The sequence below is a fragment of the Marinactinospora rubrisoli genome (assembly GCF_042664915.1).
Lineage (GTDB): Bacteria > Actinomycetota > Actinomycetes > Streptosporangiales > Streptosporangiaceae > Marinitenerispora > Marinitenerispora rubrisoli.
In genome coordinates, this window is sequence record NZ_JBHTBH010000004.1 from 25,456 (window position 1) to 48,003 (window position 22,548).

The 22,548-nt window shown below is 71.8% G+C and carries 23 protein-coding genes and 1 tRNA gene; 15 read left to right on the forward strand and 9 right to left on the reverse strand.

What is annotated here, in order from left to right:
• Positions 1-39 precede the first annotated feature (39 nt).
• Both ACFQRF_RS09170 and ACFQRF_RS09175 read left to right on the forward strand, forming a co-directional pair.
• Positions 40-642 (forward strand): PadR family transcriptional regulator, encoded by a 603-nt coding sequence (locus tag ACFQRF_RS09170; protein ID WP_379870487.1) that lies wholly within the window; start codon positions 40-42, stop codon positions 640-642.
• Positions 643-665: 23 nt separating this feature from the next.
• Positions 666-1,658: a hypothetical protein gene (locus ACFQRF_RS09175; protein WP_379870488.1), complete on the forward strand. Its 993-nt coding sequence runs from the start codon at positions 666-668 to the stop codon at positions 1,656-1,658.
• A gap of 24 nt (positions 1,659-1,682) precedes the next feature.
• On the opposite strand, the gene ACFQRF_RS09180 is transcribed toward ACFQRF_RS09175, so the two are convergent.
• The 3 genes from ACFQRF_RS09180 to ACFQRF_RS09190 form a co-directional block, all read right to left on the reverse strand.
• Complete coding sequence (locus ACFQRF_RS09180; protein ID WP_379870490.1) at positions 1,683-2,195, reverse strand: GNAT family N-acetyltransferase; 513 nt, start codon at positions 2,193-2,195, stop codon at positions 1,683-1,685.
• Between the two features lie 147 nt (positions 2,196-2,342).
• The gene (locus tag ACFQRF_RS09185; protein ID WP_379870491.1) at positions 2,343-2,591 is read right to left on the reverse strand and encodes a DUF397 domain-containing protein; all 249 of its coding nucleotides are present in this window, start codon (positions 2,589-2,591) and stop codon (positions 2,343-2,345) included.
• Positions 2,592-2,650: 59 nt separating this feature from the next.
• Positions 2,651-3,436, reverse strand: a complete 786-nt coding sequence (locus ACFQRF_RS09190; RefSeq protein WP_379870493.1) for a helix-turn-helix domain-containing protein — start codon at positions 3,434-3,436, stop codon at positions 2,651-2,653.
• A gap of 206 nt (positions 3,437-3,642) precedes the next feature.
• On the opposite strand from ACFQRF_RS09190, the gene ACFQRF_RS09195 reads away from it, so the two are divergent.
• The 5 genes from ACFQRF_RS09195 (at position 3,643) to ACFQRF_RS09215 (ending at position 8,120) form a co-directional block, all read left to right on the forward strand.
• On the forward strand, positions 3,643-4,008 hold the full coding sequence (locus ACFQRF_RS09195) for a hypothetical protein (protein ID WP_379870494.1): 366 nt from the start codon (positions 3,643-3,645) through the stop codon (positions 4,006-4,008).
• The gene (locus ACFQRF_RS09200) at positions 4,005-4,469 is read left to right on the forward strand and encodes an ATP-binding protein (RefSeq protein WP_379870496.1); all 465 of its coding nucleotides are present in this window, start codon (positions 4,005-4,007) and stop codon (positions 4,467-4,469) included. The genes ACFQRF_RS09195 and ACFQRF_RS09200 overlap by 4 nt, the downstream gene beginning before the upstream one ends.
• A gap of 174 nt (positions 4,470-4,643) precedes the next feature.
• On the forward strand, positions 4,644-6,044 hold the full coding sequence (locus ACFQRF_RS09205) for an MFS transporter (RefSeq protein WP_379870497.1): 1,401 nt from the start codon (positions 4,644-4,646) through the stop codon (positions 6,042-6,044).
• 404 nt (positions 6,045-6,448) lie between these two features.
• Positions 6,449-7,012, forward strand: coding sequence for a TetR/AcrR family transcriptional regulator (locus ACFQRF_RS09210; protein WP_379870499.1), 564 nt, complete (start codon positions 6,449-6,451; stop codon positions 7,010-7,012).
• Positions 7,013-7,385: 373 nt separating this feature from the next.
• Positions 7,386-8,120, forward strand: coding sequence for an SDR family NAD(P)-dependent oxidoreductase (locus tag ACFQRF_RS09215; RefSeq protein ID WP_379870500.1), 735 nt, complete (start codon positions 7,386-7,388; stop codon positions 8,118-8,120).
• 385 nt (positions 8,121-8,505) lie between these two features.
• On the opposite strand, the gene ACFQRF_RS09220 is transcribed toward ACFQRF_RS09215, so the two are convergent.
• The gene (locus ACFQRF_RS09220) at positions 8,506-9,120 is read right to left on the reverse strand and encodes a TetR/AcrR family transcriptional regulator (RefSeq protein WP_379870502.1); all 615 of its coding nucleotides are present in this window, start codon (positions 9,118-9,120) and stop codon (positions 8,506-8,508) included.
• Between the two features lie 73 nt (positions 9,121-9,193).
• On the opposite strand from ACFQRF_RS09220, the gene ACFQRF_RS09225 reads away from it, so the two are divergent.
• Positions 9,194-10,027: a class I SAM-dependent methyltransferase gene (locus ACFQRF_RS09225; RefSeq protein ID WP_379870503.1), complete on the forward strand. Its 834-nt coding sequence runs from the start codon at positions 9,194-9,196 to the stop codon at positions 10,025-10,027.
• 48 nt (positions 10,028-10,075) lie between these two features.
• Here the strand turns inward: ACFQRF_RS09225 and ACFQRF_RS09230 are convergent, their stop codons facing one another.
• The 3 genes from ACFQRF_RS09230 to ACFQRF_RS09240 form a co-directional block, all read right to left on the reverse strand.
• Positions 10,076-11,149: a methyltransferase gene (locus ACFQRF_RS09230; protein WP_379870505.1), complete on the reverse strand. Its 1,074-nt coding sequence runs from the start codon at positions 11,147-11,149 to the stop codon at positions 10,076-10,078.
• Positions 11,150-11,373: 224 nt separating this feature from the next.
• Entirely contained in the window at positions 11,374-12,672 is a 1,299-nt protein-coding gene (locus ACFQRF_RS09235; RefSeq protein ID WP_379870506.1) for a L,D-transpeptidase, read from the reverse strand.
• Positions 12,673-12,953: 281 nt separating this feature from the next.
• Positions 12,954-14,162, reverse strand: coding sequence for a sensor histidine kinase (locus ACFQRF_RS09240; RefSeq protein WP_379870508.1), 1,209 nt, complete (start codon positions 14,160-14,162; stop codon positions 12,954-12,956).
• Positions 14,163-14,543: 381 nt separating this feature from the next.
• Here ACFQRF_RS09240 and ACFQRF_RS09245 point away from each other — a divergent pair, with 381 nt between their 5' ends.
• Both ACFQRF_RS09245 and ACFQRF_RS09250 read left to right on the forward strand, forming a co-directional pair.
• A complete protein-coding gene (locus tag ACFQRF_RS09245; protein WP_379870984.1) occupies positions 14,544-15,152 on the forward strand; it encodes a DedA family protein in 609 nt (202 codons plus the stop codon).
• Between the two features lie 52 nt (positions 15,153-15,204).
• A complete protein-coding gene (locus ACFQRF_RS09250) occupies positions 15,205-15,546 on the forward strand; it encodes a VOC family protein (protein WP_379870509.1) in 342 nt (113 codons plus the stop codon).
• A gap of 102 nt (positions 15,547-15,648) precedes the next feature.
• On the opposite strand, the gene ACFQRF_RS09255 is transcribed toward ACFQRF_RS09250, so the two are convergent.
• A complete protein-coding gene (locus ACFQRF_RS09255) occupies positions 15,649-16,299 on the reverse strand; it encodes a hypothetical protein (RefSeq protein ID WP_379870510.1) in 651 nt (216 codons plus the stop codon).
• A gap of 37 nt (positions 16,300-16,336) precedes the next feature.
• On the opposite strand from ACFQRF_RS09255, the gene ACFQRF_RS09260 reads away from it, so the two are divergent.
• From ACFQRF_RS09260 to ACFQRF_RS09280, 5 genes are all read left to right on the forward strand, one after another.
• Complete coding sequence (locus ACFQRF_RS09260; RefSeq protein WP_379870511.1) at positions 16,337-16,909, forward strand: hypothetical protein; 573 nt, start codon at positions 16,337-16,339, stop codon at positions 16,907-16,909.
• Positions 16,910-17,462: 553 nt separating this feature from the next.
• Positions 17,463-19,190 (forward strand): sensor histidine kinase, encoded by a 1,728-nt coding sequence (locus ACFQRF_RS09265; protein ID WP_379870513.1) that lies wholly within the window; start codon positions 17,463-17,465, stop codon positions 19,188-19,190.
• The gene (locus ACFQRF_RS09270) at positions 19,187-19,852 is read left to right on the forward strand and encodes a response regulator (RefSeq protein ID WP_379870514.1); all 666 of its coding nucleotides are present in this window, start codon (positions 19,187-19,189) and stop codon (positions 19,850-19,852) included. The genes ACFQRF_RS09265 and ACFQRF_RS09270 overlap by 4 nt, the downstream gene beginning before the upstream one ends.
• A gap of 88 nt (positions 19,853-19,940) precedes the next feature.
• Complete coding sequence (locus ACFQRF_RS09275; protein WP_379870515.1) at positions 19,941-21,194, forward strand: alpha/beta hydrolase family protein; 1,254 nt, start codon at positions 19,941-19,943, stop codon at positions 21,192-21,194.
• A 117-nt stretch (positions 21,195-21,311) separates the two neighbouring features.
• Entirely contained in the window at positions 21,312-22,316 is a 1,005-nt protein-coding gene (locus ACFQRF_RS09280; RefSeq protein WP_379870517.1) for a DUF6924 domain-containing protein, read from the forward strand.
• 66 nt (positions 22,317-22,382) lie between these two features.
• On the opposite strand, the gene ACFQRF_RS09285 is transcribed toward ACFQRF_RS09280, so the two are convergent.
• Positions 22,383-22,456 (reverse strand) — tRNA-Ile (locus ACFQRF_RS09285).
• Positions 22,457-22,548: the final 92 nt, after the last annotated feature.

A 22,548-nucleotide genomic window follows, 5' to 3' on the forward strand; every position in this document is an offset into this window, starting at 1 on the left:
CGGAACTAGATAGTTTATTTAGACTGATAGAGTTCGACTATGCCGCGTCGCGCTCTCGACAACCCGATCGTCCTCGCAGTGCTGGGCCTCCTGCTGGAACAGCCCACGCACCCCTACCGGATGCACGCCGAACTCCGCAGCCGCAGCGACAGTCACGCGGCCGCGATGAACCGCGGATCGCTCTACAACGTCGTCGCCGCGTTGGCCGAGGCCGGCTGGATATCCGAACAGGGACAGCAGCGCGCGGGCAACCGGCCGGAACGGACGGTCTACGAACTCACCGAGGCAGGACGCCGCGAACTCCTGCGGCGGCTGGACTCCCAGATCCGCAATCCGGAACGGGAGTTCTCCCGGTTCCTCGGTGCGGTCAGCTACCTCGGCGCCCTGGGCCCGGACGGGGCGGAGGCAGCACTCACCGAGCGCACCGAGCGACTCCGCCAGCGCACGGCGGCCGACGAGGAGCGCCTCGCGAAGGCCCTCGACTCGGGCGTGCCCCGTCTGCACGTCATCGAGGCCGAATACGCGCTGTCGCTCGCCCGCGCTGAGATCGCGTGGATCGACGCCACCATCAACGAGATCCGCACCGGTTCGCTGTCGTGGCTCGCCGTCCCAACCGCATCCGCCGAGTCCCCAAAGCAGTAGGGCGACAGGAAGCGACCGAACCGATGACCACAGCACACGACGGCAGGCTGTTGTTCGGCGTCTACCCGGGCGGCGTCGCCGGTGACGACAGCGGTGGCCTGACCAGCGGACCCCCAGACGACCCGGCCCGCGTGTCCGCCGCGCTCGATCGCCTCCAGGGCACCCCAGGCCGTCCCTTCCTGGTGCGCGGCTACACCGGCTTCGACCACACCACCCGGCTCGGCGAGCCCCATGCGACGGCGACGCCGATCGACGCCGCTCAGTACGCCGTCCGGGGTCGTCGGCTGGACCTGGTCGCGCAGTACCAGTCCGCCGCCGGAGACGTCGACGGCTACTGCCGCTTCCTGCGTGAGCTGGTCGAACAGTACGGTGCGCTCACCCGCACCCTTCAGGTGACGGAGGAGCCGAACGTCACGTCGAATCCGAACCTGGACGGCTACCACCCAGGGGTGAACGAGGCGATCGTTCGCGGGGTGTCCGCCGCCAAGGCGCGAGCCCGCGAACTTGGACATGACCACCTGCGGGTCGGATTCAACACCACCCCGCTGTTCGGCCCGGCCGCCTCCTTCGTCGCCGACCTGACGGCGCTCGGAGGAGGCGACTTCGTCCGGGACCTGGACTACGTGGGCGTGGACTTCTTCCCCGACGTCTTCCGCCCGGTACCGGCGGCCGACCTCGCGGGCGCCGTGGCGGGACTCCTGCGCCATCACCGGGAATCGGTGCTGGCGCCCGCGGGCCTGCGGCACACGCCGCTGCACATCACCGAGCACGGCTGGCCCACCGGTCCGGACCGGTCCTGGCGCCGGCAGGCCGAGGTGGTCGACACGGTGGTCCGGGTCGTCGCCGACCACGCGCAGGAGCTCGGGCTCAGCGGGTACACGCACTTCGCGCTGCGGGACTCCGACAGTGCCGGACCGGGACCGTTCCACCGGTTCGGGCTGACCACGGACGACTATTCGCCCAAGCCCGCGTTCGGCACGCTGGTGTCGCTCATCGAGAAGTTCTCCGTGTCATGACCGTGGCCGTTCCGGCGGCGGCCGTCAGACTCCGAACGCGGCGGCGTACCGAATCGTGCCGGCCGGGGTCGGGCGGGCCGGGTCGAGCGCCAGCGCCAGCATGTTCTCGTCCGGTGCCTCGAAGGGCGGGCGGACGCCGATCCGGGAGGCCGGGGTGAAGCCGAACCTCGGGTAGTAGGAGGCGTGACCGAGGACCAGGACGAGGTTCTCGCCCGCCTCACGGGCGGCGGCGAGGGCGGCGCGGATGGCCGCCGAGCCGGCGCCCCCGTTCTGGTGGTCCGGGAGCACGGCGCACGGGGCGAGCGCGAGGGCCGGGGCGCCGTCCACATGGCATCGACTCAGCAGCGCGAAGCCGGTCGGGGTGCCGTCGGGGCTTTCGGCGATCCAGGAACCCCAGGGCAGCCAGGCGGTCGGGGCTTCGCGGAGCGCGTCAACGAGGTCGGCCTCCAAGGCGCTGGGGAACGCGGCGAGGTTGATCTCACGGATGGCGGCGCGGTCTTCGGGGGTGGTTTCGAGGCGGGTGATCCAGGTGGTCACGTGGACGTGGGCTTCCTCGTGGAGTGCAGGGATGCGCGGCGAGGCGCCTCGGGAAGCGCCGCCGATCGCGCGGGAAGGGACGCTCCTCAGCATGCCGCCCGGTCCCGACGAACAGGACCGCCGGGTCTCCGGGCGGTCGAGGGCGGGTTAAAGCTCGCCGTGCTTGGTCGCGGCGAGGAAGGCGGACCACTCGGCCGGGGGGAGGGTGAGGTGGCCGTCGTGGGGGTTCTTGGAGTCGCGAAGGGCGACGGCGGGGGAGAGGTGGGCGCACTCGACGCAGTTGTTCGCGCCGGAGCTGTGGCTCGACTTGGCCCAAACGGCGCTGGCGCACTCGACGCAGTTGGCGTTTCCAGCGCTGTAGCTCGACTTCCGCCAAGACAGGCTCGTGCGCGTCATGACAGCTCCTTGGTCACACGATCAATCAGATCCACGGACTCTGATGGGGACAACGCTACCTAGCAGAGTCGCCTCACCGTTTCCTGGTAGACAGCCACCTCACCCAGTTTCTCCAGGAAGAGATCGGAGACCTTCCCCTCAAGCAAGACGATGGCTGGGTCGTCGCCGAACTCATGGAGCACGAAGGACCCGTCCGAGCTGGGGTGGACGCCAGCGGAAAACGGAATGACCTGGATCGTGATGTTGGGGCGCGATGCCGCGTCGATGACCTGGCGCAACTGACGCCTCATCATCTCCGGATCGCGAAAGCGGCGCAGGACGGCCTCGTCCAAGATGATGTGCAGTTCCGGCGGGTTGGGGCGCGTAAGGATGGACTGCCGTGCCATTCGCGCCGCGACTTTAGCCTCCGTATCACGTGGTTTGTCGCCAAAGTTGCTGGTTCGGATGATCTCGCGCGCGTACTCTGCCGTCTGGAGCAGGCCGGGGATGAGAGTGGGTTCGAAGTTGGTAATCCTCGTGGCCTCTTCCTCCAGAGCGATTTCGGTCTGGGTGGCGTCGGTGATGTGTCCTGCATACGCCTGCCACCAGCCCAGTTCATCCGCATTCTCGGCAAGGGCGAGAAGGTCACGTTGCCGCGTCAGCGGCACGTTGTAGACGTCGAGCAGCCGTTCGGTCTCGTCCACGCTAACGCCACGCTTGCCCGTCTCGATCCGGCTGATCGTCGGGCCGGACATGCCGGCACGTTCGCCTGCCTGGTCGGTGCTCAGCCCTGCGGCATTGCGCAGGCGTTTGAGTTCACTTCGGAGTCGTCGCGCGCGAACGGTCGATCCGAGCTTCGGGGACATCCCCACACCTCCTCTGCTGGAAGATCAGCTGATCCCAGCCCATCCCTCGATGTACGTTTTGCGAAGAATATTCAGCGCTTCATCTTCCATGAAGCGCTTCCATTTGGCGAGAACCGTATCTATGGTGAGACTAACGGTTCGTTGGTCGTCACGGACCGTGAACGTCGACTTTTCCCTTTAACCACTCGTCCACATTGGGGGCAGCCATGCCTTCTGTCGTCACGATCTCGACACATCGCACCACGGTAAGTAGTGAACGTCGGCTCCACCACCTCAGCGCCCTGGTCCGTACCTTGCAGGCGCACAGCGTCCGCGCCCTGCTCTCCGTCCCCCACGAGCAAGCACCGATCCTCTACCTCTCCGCGCACGGCCACCGGATCGCCGTGGTCGCCGCGCAGTCCCCCACCGGCTGGGTCTTCCTCTGGCCCGGCGCACAAGTCCCGGCCGACGACGTCGAATCCGCCGCCCGCCAGCTCGCCGCGTTCGCCCAGCCCCGGCCCGACCGGCAGCCGCACCGGCCGCACCGCCTGTATCCACCGCACCGGCCGCACCTGAGGGCGGTGGCCGCATGACGCGCGCCCAAGCCTTCGCCATCAACACCGAACACGTCCTGCCCGGCACCACGACCGGCGTCCGCCAGGCCCGTGACCTCACCGTCCACACCCTGGCCAGGCGCTACACCGCCGACCTGGTCGATACCGCCCAGCTCTGCGTCAGCGAGGCCGTCACCAACGCCCTGCGCCACACCCACTCCGGCGACCCCGGCGGCACCGTGGTCCTGCGCCTCTACACCCTCGCCCTCGGCGCGTCCCTCTACATCGACGTCGAAGACCAAGGACCCCGCAAACCCGGCGACCACCCCCGCATCAGCGAACGAGCGGCCGACCCCTTCAGCGAACACGGCCGCGGCCTCTACCTCATCCACGAACTCACCCGCTACTGGATGTACATCCCCGGCGGTGACGGACGCGGCTGCCTCTGCCTCACCCTCGACACAGCACGAACAGCCATGACGGCAACGGTGATCACATGAGCGAACCCCCGAGACCCCGCCCCATCGATCACCACACCACCGGCCCTGTCCCACTCCCACCCCCGGGACAGGGCCGGACCCATGTCCACACCCGGAATCGCCTCTCCACACCCAAGAACCCTCCCCATCCCCCACACGTGCATACGTACGCACACATGACGTATGTTGCTGTCCATGGCAGCACTGGACTCGTCAGCCGTTGCGGGCATCCTCCGCAACCGCACCTACCGCCACCTGTTCGCCGCCCAGATCGTCGCGCTCGTGGGCACCGGGCTGGCGACCGTGGCGCTCGGGCTGCTCGCGTACGACATCGCGGGCGGATCCGCCGGGGCCGTCGTCGGCACGGCGCTGACGATCAAGATGGTCGCTTACGTGACCATCTCCCCGTTCGCGGGAGCGGTCGCCGACCGGGTGCCGCGCCGGGCCATGCTCGTGGGGCTGGACGCCGTTCGCGCCGGAGTCGCGGCCTGCCTGCCCTTCGTGGACGCCGTGTGGCAGGTCTACCTGCTGATCTTCGTGCTCCAGGCCGCCTCCGCCGCCTTCACCCCGACCTTCCAGGCGACCATCCCCGACGTCCTGCCGGACGAGCGCGACTACACCCGCGCGCTCTCGCTCTCGCGGCTCGCCTATGACCTGGAGAGCCTGTTCAGCCCGATGCTGGCCGCCGCACTGCTCACCGTCATGAGCTACCACCAGCTGTTCGCGGGCACCGCCGTGGGGTTCGCCGCCTCCGGGCTGCTCGTCGTCTCGGTCCTGCTGCCGAAATCGGCGCCGGCGGCGCGCCGGGAGAGCGTGCTGCGCCGGACCACGCTCGGGATGCGCGTCTTCGCGGCGACGCCGCGCCTGCGCGCGCTGCTGGCGATGAACCTGGTGGTGGCGGCGGCGACGTCGATGGTGCTGGTGAACACCGTGGTGATCGTCCGCGAGCAGCTCGGCAGGTCCGCGGCCGATGTCGGGGTCGCGCTCGGCTGCTACGGCGCGGGGTCGATGGCGGTCGCGCTGCTGCTGCCGCGGGTCCTCGATCGGCTGGGGGACCGCCGGGTGATGCTTTCGGCCGGGTTCCTGCTCGCGGGGGTGATGGGCGCGTCGGCGATCGGACTGGCGGCGGTGCCCGCATCCGCTGGCTGGTGGGTGCTGCTCACGGTGTGGACGCTGCTGGGGGCGGGCACGTCACTGGTGCTGACGCCATCATCCCGGTTGCTGCGCCGGTCGGCGGGCGGGGCGGACCGGCCGGCGGTGTTCGCCGCGCAGTTCTCGCTCTCGCACGCGTGCTTCCTGGCGGGGTACCCGATCGCGGGCTGGCTGGGGGTGGCGGCGGGCATTCCGGTGACGCTGGCGGTCCTGGGCGCGGTGGCCCTGGCGGCGGGGGCGGCGGCCGTGGTCCTGTGGCCGAGCGGCGATCCGGTCCGGGTGACGCATGTGCACCGCAATCTCGCGCCCGGTCATCCACACCTTGTGGATACGCGTTCCGGCGCGGACGGTGGGCGGGCGCACACGCACGACTACGTCATCGATGAGGCGCATCCGCACTGGCCGCGCCGCGCGGACGTCCTGGTGGCCCGGTCGGAGTCGTGACCTGCGACGACCGTGCCGGTCCTCCGCCGCGCGGAGGGCGTGGGCCGACCGCGTCGCGGCCGGGTGGAAACTCCGGCGCCGGCGTCACGTCCGGACCGGGCTGAGTTCCGCGGGCACGGGCATGCGATTCGCGTGCCCCGCTCCGGGGGCTGAGTGCGACGGCGGACGTGACCGGGTACTCGCGTCGCCCAAGAACGTCTACCGGGCTAGGGCCTGCCTTGACGGCGAATCCGGCAGATCGACCACGACGTGATGCGCGCCCTGGCACTCCGGCACCGGTTTTCAGCTGCACCTTTCCCGAGCCAAGCCGGGCACATGGCGGCCCGGAGTCCGTTGTGGCCCATGCGGTCCAGAACTTGTATCGTGCGGGTATGCCTCGGCCTCGTGAGTTCGATGAAAATCGGGTGCTTCTCGCTATCCGCGACGAATTCTGGGACAAGGGCTACGCGGCGACATCGATGGACGACCTGCTGCGCGTGAGCGGGCTGGGCAAAGGCAGCCTCTACGGGGCGTTCGGGGATAAGCGCAGCCTGTTCCTGCGGGTGCTGCGCGACTACGACGACGCGAACCTGCTGGCGCTGCGCGAGCGGCTGGATTCCGCGCCACGGGGGATCGACGTGGTGCGCGAGTTCGTACTCGGCCTGACCGGCGATCCGACCGGGGCGGTCGCGCGTCGGGGTTGCCTGCTGGCCAACAGCAACGCCGAGCTTGCCGCCAGCACTCCGGACGTCGCGGCTGAGGCTCGCCGCAGCTACGACGCGATCGCCACCGTCCTCACCGCGGCGCTGGAGCGCGCCCAGAGCGAAGGCGACCTCGACCCCGACATCGACCCTTCTGAGACCGCCCGCGCGGCCCTCGTCGCGCAACTCGGCCTCATCACTCTCGGGCGCACCGGCATGGACGTCGGAGCGCTCACCGCGATAGCCCAGTCCGCCCTGGCGCGGTTGCTGCCCGCTCCAGCGCAGTAGCGGCAACGCACCGGCCGGCCTGTACCGCCACGGCCCGCGAGCGACTCCGAACCTTGGGGCGCGACCTGAAGCCGTGCGCTGCGCTCCTGCGGAGGGCCGCGCTGCGCAGGCCGGGCTCCTGCGCGCTGTCAGCCGTCAGGCGACCCGAATCGCGACCCGGCAGGCCGATACCGCTACAGCGGTATCGGCCTGGCGGTGGTGTGGCCCCGTAGTCGTCCGACCAGAGGTCGCGGGTGCCGGAGAACCGCCCGTAGCCTGCGCGGCCCGTCCACGGGTCGCGCCGGGACGCTCCGACGCGGAAGCAATCTTGACCGTGCGGTCCATATCTGGGAAAGTTATGGACGCGACAGTCCATAACTTGAAGGAGGGCGGCATGGCCGTCTTGGAAGACAAGGTCGCCGTGGTCACCGGGGCCAGCAGCGGCATCGGGTTCGCGACCGCGCGCGCATTCCGCGACGAGGGCGCCACGGTGTTCATCACCGGTCGCCGCAAAGACGCGCTCGACGCCGCGGTCGCCGAGCTCGGGCCTGGCGTGACCGGTGTCGTCTGCGATGCCTCGGTCCCCTCAGAGCTCGATGCGTTCTACAGCACCGTGCGCGAACAGGCCGGACGCATCGACGTGCTGGTCGCCAACGCCGGCATCGGCATCGCGGCGCCGTTCGGCGAGGTGACGGAAGATCTGATCGACTCGGTGTTCGCCACGAACGTCAAGGGAACGATCTTCACTCTCCAGCAGGCGCTGCCACTGCTCAGCGCGAACGCTTCAGTGATCCTGACGGGTTCGACCGCCGCGACACGGCCCAACCTGGGACTTGAGGTCTACGCGGCGTCGAAGGCCGCGGTCCGCACGCTCGCCCGCGGGTGGGCTCTCAGCGCGCGCACGCACGGGTTCCGGGTCAACGTCGTATCCCCGGGCGGTACGCGCACCCCCGGTCTGCTGGAGCTGGTCACACCCGAGATGCTCAAGCAGGACGAAGGCGCTGTTCCCCTCGGCCGGCTCGCCGAGCCCGAGGAGATCGCCGCCGTGACGACGTTCCTCGCCTCGGACGCGTCGAGCTACGTCAACGGTGCCGAGTTCTTCGCCGACGGTGGATTCGCGCAGGCATGAGCGCTCTGGTGACCGCCGGTTCAGGTGTGTCTCACGCACGGCCCGGGGCTGCGGCGGTGGCTTGGAGGAGGCGCGTCTCGATGACCTGACGGCGCGCGGACACCGACGTGCATGGCGATGGCGCGCATCGTGCCCAACGCGCGGTGGGCCGGAAGCTGAAGGCGGGGCGGGGTATCGCTACTCGGTACGACGAGACACACGCGAGCTGCCGCTCCGGCCTCGACCTTCGTGCTTCGATGATCCGGATCAAGGCCTCGCCCGGGCCATTTGTTGAGCGCAACCGAATACGCGCCCTGGATCGGTCCGGCCTCTCGCGAGCGCTCCATCACGGCGGAGACGTCGGCAAGGCCATGGATCTCGAATGGAACAGGCGGACGCGCTCCGTTCACGTCCGGTCGCGGCCGGCCGGGCGAGGCAGTGCCCCCGCGAGGACCGTGGTCACCGCCTTGTGGACGGCGTCCGCCTCGGGCGGGCCGGTCTCCCGGTCGGCGAACAGCAGGTGCGCGGCGCCGAGGAGGGTGCGGGCGAGCGTGTCGGTGTCGGCGTCCGGCACAAGGCGGCCGAGGTCGCGTTCGGCGGCGAGGTAGCCGGAGATTCCGGCCGCGGCTTCCGCGAGGATCGGGACGCCGCCGGCCGTTCCGGCCTGGCGCAGCCGGGCGCGCAGCTCGTCCCGGAAGGTGACGAGGGCGACGATGGCCACCGTGACCGGATCGAACAGGTCGGCCAGTACGCCGGTGAGATTTCCGGCGGCGGTACCGGTCCCGGCGGCGTCGCGCAGGGCGGCGGTCCGGTGGCCGATCCGGCTGATCCGTTCCAGCACGAGTTCGGCGAGAAAGGCGTCGAAGTCGCCGAAGTGCCGGTGCAGGACGCCCTTGGCGCAGCCCGCTTCCGTGGTGACCGCCCGGCTGGTCAGCGCGTCCGGTCCGGCGCGGAGCAGGACGCGCTCGGCGGCGCCGAACAGCTGCTCCCGGACATCGCGGATGGCCACCCCTGTCGGCACCGCGCACCTCTTCCCTCGTTCCTCGATCGCCCACCCTTGACTCAGTGGGCAAGCGCCCATTTATAGTGGGCGAATGCCCACTCTACCCCCCGAGCGCCCGAACCCGCCCGGCCCCTGGCCGTACCAGCAGCGCCGGACGGCCGAGTCGTTCGGCGTGGACCCCGAACGCTACGACCGCACCCGCCCTCGCTACCCCGACGCCCTGGTGCGGCGGATCGTCACGGCGAGCCCGGGGCCGGACGTCCTGGACGTCGGGTGCGGCACCGGCATCGCCGCCCGGCAGTTCCACGCGGCCGGCTGCACGGTGCTCGGGGTCGAACCCGATTCGCGCATGGCCGAGTTCGCCCGGCGCAGCGGAGTCGAAGTGGAGGAGGGCCGGTTCGAGGACTGGGACCCCGCCGGCCGGAGCTTCGACACGGTCATCGCCGGACAGTCCTGGCACTGGGTGGACCCGGCCGAGGGACCGGCGAAAGCGGCACGGGTGCTGCGGCCCGGTGGCCGGCTGGCCGCCATCTGGCACACCACCCGGCCGCCGATCGAGGTGGTCGTGGCGTTCTCCGCCGCCGTCCAGCGGCTGGTGCCCCACGCCTCCCCGCTGAACCTCCAGGAGGCGGCGCGCCGCGCACCGGAGGGGTACCGGCAGATGTTCGCCAGCGCCACGAAGAAGATCCGTGCCGTCGGCGGATTCAGCGATCCCGAGCAGTGGCGGTTCGAGTGGGAGCAGTCCTACACGCGCGACGAGTGGCTGGAAACCCTGCCCACCTCCGGCCTGCTCACCCGGGTGCCGCCGGACGAGCGGGCGGAGGTACTGGAGAGCGTCGGAGCGGCCATCGACGCGCTCGGGGGCGGCTTCACCGCGCAGCGCGCCGTGGTGGCCGTCACCGCGGTGCGGACCGGCGATGTCTGACCCGGCGGCGCCCGCCCTCCTCGGGCACGCGGCCCGCCCGCCCCGGCGCTACCGCGCGGCGCCGTCCCCGGGCGGCGCCGGAACGGCTTCGATCAGCGAGAACTCGTGCGGCGGCCACAGCGGCGTGACGCTCGCCAGGGTGAAGCCCGCCCGCTCGCAGAGGGCGGCGAACTCGGCCCGGGTGCGCTCCCGGCCGCCCAGGTTCACCAGCATGTTCAGGTCGTTGAGGTACAGGATCGCCGGGACCGACGCGTCGACGGTGGCCGGCAGCACGGGTTCGATGATCAGCAGCCGGCCGTGGCCGGGGATCACCCGGCGGCAGTTGCCGAGGATGGTGACCGCGCGTTCGTCGTCCCAGTCGTGCAGGACGCTCTTGAGCAGGTAGAGATCCCCTCCGCCGGGGACGGCGGCGAAGAAGTCGCCGCTGGCCAGGGAGCAGCGCTCGCCGACGCCCGCACGCCGTAGTGTCTCCTCCGTCTGGGCGAGCCCCTCGTGGGTGTCGAAGACGATCCCGCGGAGCGCCGGATGGGCGCTCAGGACCTGGGCGAGCAGGGTGCCGTCGCCGCCGCCCACGTCCACGACCGTCCGGAACCGGCCGAAGTCGCAGTACTCCGGGAGCGCGGCGGCGGTGGCGCGCGTGGTGTCGCTCATCGCCGTGTTGAAGCGCGCGGACAGTTCGGCGTCCTCGCCGAGGTAGCTGAAGAAGTCCGTGCCGAACACCCCGTCGAAGGCGGTGCGGCCGGTGCGGATGCTGACTTCGAGATGCTCCCAGGCCCGCGTCAGGGCGGGGTCGGTGAGCATCAGCACGAACGCGTGCACGGAGCCGGGGAGGTCGGTCCGTAGCAGGGAGCCGGCCACGGTCGGCGAGAAGCGGCCCGGGGCGTTCTCGGCCAGCAGCCCCAGCGCGGCCATCGCGCGCAGCAGCCGGAGCATGGCCTGCGCGTCCGTACCGCACTCCGCGGCCAGCGCCTCGGCGGTCCGCTCGCCGTCGCCGATCCGGTCCATCACCCTCAGCCGCGCGGCGGACCCGGCGACCTGTGCGGCCATGAACCCGCTCGCCATGCGGAACACGTCGCCGCGTGCCCGCAGTGCCACGGGGGCCGGTTCCTGGCTCCACTCCATGAGGCGTCCTCAGAGATGCGGGCCGACCGGCGGTGGAGTGCCTGAGGTCGGCCGACGGCCGGTCGATCCGACCCTACGTCGATCACGCGCCGCCGACGGTGACCGACGCGTCCGCCCGTCGTGTCGTGGAGGTGCCGAGCACCGGAGCGGCGCCCGGGAAAGCGGAACGCCGCCCGTGTCCCGTCTGTGGAACGCGGGCGGCGCAGGGTGCCGTGGGCCTGGTGTCAGGCCGCGGACTGCGAGGAGCCGGGCGCGACCGCGTCGTCGGTTCGGTCGGCCTCACCCGTCTCGCTGTTGGCCAGCCAGTCCTCCCACGAGCGCTGCCAGTAGCCCCACCCGTTGTCGACCTCCAGCTCCCGCGTGGTGCCGGTGACGATGTAGGGGTCGCCGATCAGCGTGTTCTCGTAGAACCAGCGCGAGTCTTCCAGGCTCATGTTGGTGCAGCCGTGGCTCACGTTGTCGATGCCGAGCGAGGTGTTGCCCTCGGAGGTGTGCGCGAACTCGCCGCTGTTGGAGAAGCGGACGGCATAGGGCACGGTCAGCTTGTACGCCTCGGGCGAGTCCTCCGGGATGCCGATGGTGGCGGAGTCCATGACGTAGTCGCGGTGCCGCTCCATCGTCAGGTGGATGCCGCTGGTGGTGCGGTACTCCGGCCGGCTGCCGTCGCCGTTGCTGATCGGGAAGTCCTGGATCTGCTCGCCGTCGCGCTCCACCAGCATGCGGTGGGTGTTGTTGTCCACCCGGCTGATCTGCGAGCGGCCGACGTCGAACCGGAGCTGGTAGTTCTTCACGCCGTACACGCCCTCGGCGGCCTGCACGCCCGCGAAACGCATGTCGACGACCACCTGCTGGTTCGGCTCCCAGTACTCCTCAGTGCGGAAGACGACCCGCTGGTCGCCGAACCAGTTCCACGCGCCCTGCGCCGGCTGCTCCGAGCGGACCGTCATGGCGGCCTCGACCTGCGCCTTGTTCTGCACCGGCATGTCGAAGTCGATGATGATCGGCATGCCCACGCCGACCTCGTTGCCGCTGGCGGGGAAGTTGGACTGCAGCTCCAGGCGGCGGCCCTCGACGGCCTCAAGGGTGGAGAAGGAGCTGATGACCTCGCTCGCCTCTCCCTCGGGGTTCTCGACGCTGGCGGTCACGGTGAAGTCGCTGCCCGGAGGGAGCGTCCAGTCGCTCGTCCACTCGGTCTTGGCGTCGTTGAGCGTACCGGTGATGGCGTGCACGCTCTCGGGGTCGGTGTTGCCGGCCTCGTCGGCCTCGGCGTCGGCGGAGGCGCGCTGCACCGTCACGTCGGTGATGGTGCCGCCGTCGGCCGCGACGACGATCGGCAGGTCCGGGCGGACTTCGTCGGTTCCGTCGGCGGGCGTGATGGTCACGTCGACGTCGTTGGCGGCCGACTCCTCACTGGAGGTCTGGGCGTCGGTGCCGGTCGAGCAGCCGGCGCTCAGCAGTAGGGCCGCGCCCGCCAGCACACTTCCCAGCCGGAGCAGGTTCGGGGATCGGGGGGTGTCCGGCAAGAGCGACCTCCAGGGTCCGGCTGGCCCGCACCCAGCGCAGACGTGGGGGGCCGAGCGGCGAAGGGGAAGGGAAGGGGTATCGGCCGAATGGGCGAATAGCGCGACCGACGCCAATGGCAACGCATTCTAGCGGTCTGCGCCGGTTGCCACTGAGGGATTCCGCGGCCGTTCGTGGTCATGAGTCCCGGGTTGTACCCCGGCCCTGCTGGGGGAAACACCGGGCGTCCCGGACGGGCGGGCCGTGACGTTGGGAGTCGTTCGGGGACGTGCGGAACGGCGGGTCAGGCCGGAGGCGACGGCAGGTCCACGGCGATCGTGGTCGGGCCGCCGGTCGGGCTGTGCACCCGGAACCGGCCGTCCAGGGCGGCGACCCGGCGGGCGAGGCCGGACAGCCCGCTGCCGCGCGGATCCGCGCCGCCGACGCCGTCGTCCGTGACGCGGACGCTGATCGCGCCGGTGCCGTGGGCGTGCCCGACGTCGACGGTGATCGAGGCGGCGGCGGAGTGCTTGGCCGCGTTCGTGACCGCCTCGCGGACCACGAAGTAGACGGCCGTCTCGACCTGCCGGGCCGGCCGCTGGGCGAGCCGGTAGTCGATGCGGACAGGGATGCCGGAGCGTTCGGCGACGCCGTGGAGGGCGCTCCGCAGGCCGAGTTCGTCCAGGGTCGCGGGGTAGACGCGCCAGGCCACCTCCCGCAGCTCGGTGAGCGCCCGCTGTGCCTCGTCGTGCGCCTGGTTCAGCAGGTCACCGCTGCGGCGCGGGTCGGTGCCACGGCGGGCCCGGCCGAGGAGCATGGCCAGGGCGACGAGGCGCTGCTGCACGCCGTCGTGCAGGTCACGCTCGATGCGGCGGCGCTCGTCGTCGACGGCCGCCACCACGCCGGCGCGGCTCTCGGTCAGCTCGGCGACCCGCTGTTCCAGGAGGTCCTGCGGGCTGGGGCCGAGCAGCCACCGGGCGAGCGCGCGTTCCATGCCGACCAGCCCCACCGTGCCCTGGACGCTGAGGTACATGAAGACCACGCCGACGACGATGATCGCCGGGTCGTTGCCGTCGAGGACGTTCAGCGGCGAGATGGCGAGGTAGAGGCCGCCGGGGAAGACCGCGAGGACGAACCCGCCGAAGATCCCGACCGGCCAGCGGGCGGTGAGGTAGGCCAGGGAGCGGGCGGTCCCTGGACGGCCGGCGATCTGCCGGCCGAAGAAGACGGCCAGCCGGGCGCGCTCCACGGCGGTCATCGTTGCGATGGCGCCCGCCGCGGGCCGGGCGAGGGCGCGGCGGGCCGGTGGCCAGGCCGCCAGCGGCGCCAGCGTCAGCGCCACGGCGGCCAGGAGCAGGAGGAGCCCGATCTCTGCGACCGCCGTGACGGTGCCCAGCCCCGCCCCGGCCGCGGCCAGGCCCCACTCCCGCGCCAGGGCACCGGGGCGGGTGGCCGTGGGGCCGGGCTCCGGTACGGCCGCCGCCGTCCTCGTCGTCTCTTCCTCGTCGCGCACACGTCGGACAATATTCGGCGGCCTCGGCGCCGTGTACTGCGGTTTCCCGCACGAATCCCCTGCGGGCGCCGGGCAGGCGACCGGGCCGTCCGCCGGATGGGATCGGGCCGCCGCCGTCCGTACCGTTTCGAAACGTGCCGACGGGCAGCGGACGCAGCAGCCCCTGCCCGGTCGACAACTCTCTGGGGCGGCCTGTCGACCTGTCGATTCGCCGACGGACCGATTCGCGGACGGACCGATTCGCCGACCCGCCCACGCTCGCGGCCCGATGCCGGCGAGCGCCCACATCGCATCCCATGGAGTCGCCACGTGTCCGTGCTCACGCCCCTGACCGCCGCCGCACCGGAAGAGGGAGGGCTCGTCTCCTGGGTCGTCTCGCTGATGGAGACCCTCGGCGGCCCCGGAGCGGCGATCGCCATCGCCCTGGAGAACATCTTCCCGCCGATCCCCAGCGAGGTGATCCTGCCGCTCGCCGGGTTCACCGCCAGCCAGGGGAACATGGACCTCGCGGGAGCCATCGCGTGGACGACCACCGGGTCGGTAGTCGGCGCGCTGGTGCTGTACGGCCTCGGGGCGCTGCTGGGCCGCGACCGGATGCGCGCCATCGCCACGTGGATGCCGCTGGTGAAGGTGTCCGACGTCGACCGGTCGGAGGCGTGGTTCCGGCGGCACGGGGTGAAGGCGGTGTTCTTCGGGCGGATGGTGCCGATCTTCCGCAGCTTCATCTCCATCCCGGCGGGCATCGAGCGGATGCGGCTGAGCACGTTCCTGCTGTTCACCACTCTGGGCAGCCTGATCTGGAACACGGTGTTCGTGCTGGCCGGATACCTGCTGGGCGAGAGCTGGTGGCTGGTCGAGGAGTACGTCGGGGTCTTCTCCAAGGGGGTCGCGGCCGTCATCGTCCTGGCGGTGGCCGTGTTCGTCGCGGTACGAGTGCGGGCCCTGTGGCGCACGCGCCGGGAACGCCGGGGCGGGCACCGGGCGTCCTGAGAGGGGCGCGCCGGCGCCGGGGACCGTCGTCGGCCGCGCCTAGCATGACCGCATGCCACTCGCCCTGTTCGCCGGAATCTACGTCCGCGACTACGAGGCCGCCCGAGCCTGGTACGCGCGTCTGCTGGGCGCGGAACCCACCTTCCTCGCCTCCGACACGGAGGCGGTGTGGGAGCTCGACGAGCGCCGGTACCTGTACATCCAGCAGAACGCCGAGCACGCCGGCCACGCGGTCCAGACCGTCTTCGTCGACGACCTCGATGGCGTCGTCGCCCGGATCTCCGAGAGCGGAATCGACCCCGTCGCCCGGGAGACCTACCCGAACGGCGTGCGCAAGGTGTGCTACCGCGATGCCGACGGCAACGAGATCGGGTTCGGAGGTCCCTCGTTCTAGGGATCCGTACTGGGCCCCCTTCCCGGCGCGGACGGCACCCGCACGGCGGCCCGGCCGACGGTCGGCGGCGCCGGATCACCATGGGCATCCGGCGGAATCCCCTCAGAGCACCACCGCGCGCGGTTCCGACGGCCCCAGGCGCAGCCGCTCACGGCAGGAGGCGATCCGGCTCCGCGCCCACGCCCTGACGGCGTCGCCGTCGGATACCACACCGGCCAGGTCCCGCGCGGCCCGCTGGGCCTCCTCCATCCAGGGCGCGACGGCCTCCTCGGCAAGGACGTCGGCGAACCGCTCCCGGGCCAGTGCGGCGTCCCCGACCAGCGCCGCGGCGACCCCGGCGTTCCATGGCTCCCAGAACCGGCCGCGCCCGGCCGGCTGAGCGGTCAGGTGGCCCGCCACGGCCGCGAGGTCGGGGAACCGGCGGCGCAGTCGCTCCACCCGCGTGCGCGCCCGGCCGGCAAGGTCGTCCGCCACCCGCGCGAACTGTTCGTCGCCGCGGTAATCCTCGGTCACGCTCAGCCGCTCCCCGATGTTGAACGCGATGTGGCCGAGGTCCTGCCACAGCCACATCGCCCCCACCCGCAATCCGCTGCCCTGGCTCCACCCGGGCGACGGGAACTCCACGAGCCCCAGCCACCAGCCATGGTCGTCCACCCACAGGCGAGACCGGCCACGCTGCCGCAAGCCGAGCGGACGGAGGTGCGTCCTGGCGGCCGCGGCCACCAGCCGCGACGCCGGAGATGTCGGTGCCATGGGGGCATTCTCGGCCACGGTTCCTAGGGTGGGGGGCATGACTCCGCAGGCCCCGACCGCCATCCGCTACGACTTTCCGTCCGGCGGTCTCGACCCGTTCGACGTGGCCGAGTCCCGGACGCAGTGGGTGATCGAGGCCCGCGGCTGGGCACGGGCCTGGGTGCCGGACGACCCCGCTGCCGCCGCCGACCCCTATGTGCTGCGGGTCGCCGGGGAGTCGCCGTTCGACGGGATCCCCATGGGCTACCGCTACCTGGCGGTGCTGGAGAAGCTCGCGGTCGTGGTCGCGGGCGAACCGGTACGGGAATGGCCGGAGGCCGCACCGGACACGCGGGCGCGTGACGTCTCCGTCGCTTTCGACCGCGGCGCCCGGCCGGGGGAGCCGCTGGACGACGCGGCGATCCGCCGCTATCTGGGCAACGACCGCCCCTGGCCATGGTGGGCGCTCCCGTACCGGGTGCTGCCGCAGACCTCGCGCGAACCGTGGCCGGACGGCACGGTCGCGCCCGGCCACCATGGATACCCGCAGGCCCTGTCCACTGCCCGCGCCGTCGGCTCCGCCGAGCCCGTGATGGTCGCCCGGGTTCTCGCCCACGCGAGCTGGCACTGACGGCGCCGCACCGGAGACACGCCCTACCGCCGCGCGTACCCCCGCGTCGACGGCCTCGTCCCAGTCCAGGTAACCGTCGTGCTGGACGAAGATCTCCAGGATGTTGCCGTCGTCGAACCACGCCCGACGCTCGGCCCGGAAGTCGGCACGCCCCAGCAGCCACTCCATCGGCACCCCCGGAAAGTGCGCGTACAGCCGTCCGCCGCACGCCGAGTACGATGCGCCGCTCGACCGGGCGGTTCCGCAAGGCGCCACCGGGCGCAGCCGGTGGCCGGGGCGACCGGACGAGCGGACGCTCGATCGCGTGCGAGACCCTGCCGGGGCACGGCCGTACCCCGGCGTGGAGGGTCAGGTACCCGGCGACGCGTGTCCGGATGCTGGAACTCACTCACAGCGAGCCTTCATCCGTATTGGTCGTACCGGCGAACGAGGAGGAACGTGGGCGCCGGCTGACCTGGCCATCGGCGAACGTCGCATCTGTCGATCGGCAGATGCCCACGCCTGTCGAACGGTGGCACGCTGGGGCAGCACCGGCACAACGACTGGAGGTCCGATGGAGAACGGCACTGCCACCGCGCGGCGCTCCCGCCGGACGCTCATGCTCGACGTCCTGCTGTGGGCGGCGCTCACGGCGCTGCCCGTCGTCCTGGCCGCGTCCGCCGTCGCCAGCGGGCGGGGGTACGGGGCGTGGGCGGAGGCGGCGGTCGCGGCGGTGGTGCTCGGCGGCGCGGTCGCGCTGGCCCGTGCCCGGCCGGTGGCGGCGGTGTGCGTCGTCGTCGCGACGGCGCTGGTGCAGCTCGCCCTGCAGGGACCGCTGGAGACGGGCTTCCCGTTCGGCTGGCCGCTGGTCGCCACGGCGGTCTTCGGATACCTCACCGGCCGCCGGGTGGCCGATGCACGGCCGGTGCTGCTCGCCGGAGTGGGGTACGCCGGCGTCGCCGTGCTGGGCGCGGTCGGACAGCAGGCCGGCCTACGCGGCGCGTTCGGGGTACTGGCCGGGCTCCACGATGGGCTGCTGCTCGCCCTCGTGCTGCTGGTCGCGATCGGGGTACCTTGGCTGGCGGGCCGGTACCGGCGGCAGCGTATCGAGCTCGCCGCGGCCGGGTGGCAGCGCGCCGCACTGCTGGAGCGGCAGCAGCGGACCGCCGCCGAGCAGGCGCGGCTGCGGGAGCGGGCCCGTATCGCCCAAGACATGCACGACTCGCTCGGCCACGAGCTGAGCCTCGTCGCATTGCGGGCCGCCGCTCTGCAGGTCGACCCCGGCCTTGACGAACGGCACCGGGCGGCGGTCCGCGAATTGCGGACCGGGATCGCCGACGCCACCGAACGGCTCCGGGACATCATCGGCGTGCTCCGGCCGGACGGCGACCCGTCGACGGCGCTGACCGCGCCGGGGGACCTCGACGCACTGGTCGACCGCGCGCGGTCGTCGGGCCTGGCCGTCGAACTGCGCCGCACGGGCGCGGCCGACGCACTGCCGCCGACGGTACTGCGCGCCGTCCACCGCGTCGTCCAGGAGGGAATGACCAACGCCGCGAAACACGCCCCCGGTGCGTCCGTCCAGGTCGTCGTGGCGCACACGGCCGCGGAGACCACGGTGACCGTGGCCAACGGACCATCGGGCGGTCCCGCGGCGGAGCCCGGCGGCGGGCGGCAGGGACTGGCCGGCCTGCACGAGCGCGTCCACCTCGCGGGCGGAACGCTACGGGCCGGGCCACGTGACGGCGGGTTCGAACTGACCGCGGTGCTGCCGCACGGCGGCTCAGAAGGGGCGGCGGCGGAATCGAGGGAGCCGGACGCCGTGTTCTGGGACGCTCCCGCGCTCGTGGGGCCCCCGCCCGGCCGGGAGGAGTCGCGGCGGCGGATGAACCGCGGCCTCCGCGCGGGCGCCATCGGCCTGGTACTGGCCACCGCCGCGGCCGGCGGGGCGGTGTTCGGCGTCGCCGGACTGACCGGGGCGGGCGGGCGGCTGGACGCCGACGACTACGATCGGCTCCGGGTGGGACAGCAGCGCGCCACGGTGGAACGGCGGCTCCCACCGCTGGAGGTCGTGGACGTGTACCCGGTCGCCGAGCCGGCGGCACCGTTCGGCGCCACCTGCCGCTACTACTGGCCGCGCCACCCCGACGGCGTCACCCTGTACTACCGGCTCTGCTTCGACGCGGACCTGCTGGTCGCCAAGGACGCGGTGCCGCATGCCGTCCTGTCGCACCCGCCGGCCGCGGTACGGCCCGCCGGGAACCGCCCTGCCGACCCCGCCCACGAGGACGACGCCCGGTGATCCGGGTACTTCTGGCCGACGACGAACCGCTGATTCGCGCCGGGGTCCGCGCCATCCTCCAGGCCGACCCGGAGGTCGACGTGGTGGCGGAGGCCGCCGACGGCCGGACGGCGGTCGAGTCGGCGCGGTCGCACCGGCCGGACGTCGCGCTGCTCGACATCGTCATGCCCGGCCTGGACGGCCTGGCGGCCGCCGCCGAGATCCGCCGGCTGCTCCCCGGAACCGCCGTCATCATGCTGACCACCTTCTCCGAAGACGAGTACATCGCCCGCGCCCTGAGCGGCGGCGCGAGCGGCTTCCTCCTCAAGACCGGCGATCCGCAGGAGCTCCTAGCCGGCCTGCGCGCGGTGACGGAAGGCGCGGCGTACCTGTCGCCGCGGATCGCCAAGCGGGTGATCACCGAGTTCTCCGGCGGCACCGGCGACCGCATGTCGGCCCACGCCCGCGCTCGGGACCGGGTCGCCGCGCTCACCGCCCGGGAACGTGAGGTGCTGGCGCTCGTCGGACGGGGGATGTCCAACGCCGAGATCGGGCGGCGGCTGCACGTGGTGGAGGGGACGGTGAAGGTGTTCGTGAGCACCATCCTGCGGCGGCTGGAGGTCCGCAACCGGGTGCAGGCCGCGATCATCGCCTACCAGGCCGGACTGGTCGAAGAGTTCTGACGCACCAGGGCGGCCATGCCGTTCGGCATAGCCGGTCCGACGCTTTCGGCGGATGTCCGGCTCCCGCGTCCCCGCGAAGACTGGGGCCATGTCAGCTCGAATTCCGCACTCCCGCCGCCGGGCCGCCGTCGCCGCGTCGGCCGCCGCCCTCGTGACCGCCGCCGCGGCGCTGCTGGCGCCGCCCGCCACCGCCCGCGCCGACGACGCACTGCGCACCGTCACACCGACCCTGCCCGAACCCTCCGGCCCCCACCGGTTGGGCACCTTCGAGATGCACCTGGTCGACGCGGACCGCACCGACCCGTGGGCGCCGGACGGCGGCCCCCGCGAGGTGATGGTGAACATCTGGTACCCGGCCGCCCCGCACGCCCGCGGCCCGCGGACGCCGTACATGTCGCACGACCTGGCGTCCTACCACGAACAATCGGTGGAAAGCCTCGGCGCCCCCGCCGACAGCGTCGACTTCACCGGTATCCGCACCCACGCCCGCACCGGCGTCCCCGCGGCGCCCGGAGCCACCGACCTGCCCGTGCTGGTGTACTCGCCGGGCGGCGGTCTGTCGCGGACGATGGGCACCACCCTGGTGGAGGACCTGGCCAGCCGCGGCCACATTGTCGTGACGGTGGACCACACCTACCAGGCCCCCGTGGAACTGCCGGACGGGATGGAATTCCCCGCATCCGGAGTGGACATGTCCCAGGCCCTCCGCGAGCGGGTGCGTGACATCACCTTCGTGCTCGACGAACTCGCGGACCTCCGCTCGGGCGCGAACCCCGACACCCTCGACCGCCCGATCCCGGACGGTGTCGCCGCCGCCCTCGATCTCACCCGCGTCGGCATGTTCGGCCACTCGATGGGCGGGTTCGCCAGCGCCGAGACGATGCTCACCGACCCGCGCATCGACGCGGGCGTCAACATGGACGGCAGCATGCCGCCCCGCTACGGCCAGGCCGCCGAGACCGGCGTCGACCGCCCCTTCCTCCTCATGGGCGCCGGCACCAGCGGCGACGACGGCCGCCCGCACCACCACCTGGACACCCCGGAGTGGCGAACCTTCTGGGACCGCTCCACCGGCTGGCGGCGCGACGTGTACATGGCGGACGGCGAACACATGAGCTTCACCGACCACCAGGTCCTGCTCCCACAGCTCGCCGACGCCCTAGAGCTGGAAGAGGAAGAGCGGCTGCTGACCGAGGCGATCGGCACAGTGCCTCATGAGCAGAGCCTCGCGGCGCAGCGCGCCTACCTGTCGGCGTTCTTCGACCTGCACCTGCGCGGAGGTTCCGGATCGCTGTTCGAGGAGCCATCTCCGGAGCATCCGGCGGTGGAGCTCATCGAGTAGCCGGCGAACGAATCAGGCCGCACGGCGCCGTGACCGGGGCGGCGGGCGCCCGGGCTGTCACCCCGTACTGGTACACACAGGGACGTCCCACCCCTTCTCTGTGCAAGGTGGTTCGTGATGTCACGCCCTGCTCTGCCCGCCGTCCCGCGATCCGATACGGGGGAGGAGATCCCGGGCTTTCTCCTGGTGCGGACCGGCTTCGGTGATGAGGACGCCTGGCAGGCCACCTTCGCGCGGCTGGCCGGCCTGCCCGGGGTGCGCCGGTGTCCGGTGGGGCCGCGGGTGGGGCATGAGGCCGTGGCGCCTGTACTCGCGCACGCTCCGAAACAGCTGGTCGTGGTGGACGACCTCGCATGGCGGGGCGCCACCACCGCCGAGGTGTGTCGGGCGGTGCAGCACGCCGGGTCCTGGCGGCCCGAACTGGTGCTGCTCGCCGATGACCGCACCATGGCCGATCCTGTGCACCGTCCCCTGCTGGCCTTCACCTTCGCGCCGGGGATCTTCGACGGCCAGGGCGGGGCTCCCTTCGTCGCCCATGAGCGTGTCCTGCGGATCGGCGCCCGCCAGACGGCCATGCTGTACCTGGTGTTTCAGGCCGAGGTCACGGACATGAGCGAGTACAAGACCTCCCTGCCCGCCGAACCCGACGACATCTTCGGCGCGGATCTGGACTTGCCGGCCGACCCGCCGCGCTATCGGCACGCGGCGACGCGCATGCGTCCTCTGCCGCACACCGAATCCGCGCTGATCGTGCGCACCGACCACTCCGACGACGAGGTCTGGGCCCAGGTCGTCCAGGCGGTCAAGGCCCCTTCGGAGCGGGACGGCTTCCTGGCGCACGTCGACCTTCTCGACGATCCCGCCTATGCCGGGGCGACGATGGAACAGGTCATGGCCCTGGTCCCCTCGGGCTACCAGCGCGGTTTCCTCATGATCGCGGACGAACAGACCATCCAGGACACACGGCGGCCCCTCCTCCTCGTGGACCTGTACTCGGACCCCGGCCTGACCTTCCGGGCCACACCGGGCGCGATCCAGTCGATCGAGATCAACCTGTCCATCGGGAACATGGACTTCCGGGACTTCCACGTTCCGGAGGGCGAGATCTTCGCCGGTTTCTGATCCACAACGGGCGGCGAGCAGCAAAAAGGCCACTTCCCGTTTTGGGGAGTGGCCTATGGATCGGGGTGGGCGTACCAGGACTTGAACCTGGGGCCTCATCCTTATCAGGGATGCGCTCTAACCGACTGAGCTATACGCCCGCGTTCCTCTGGGACTTTACCGCACTCCGGCTACCGGGGCGAACCGGTTCGCCGAGGTGGGAGTCCCTCGGTGGGAGGGGAGGGCTCTCGCG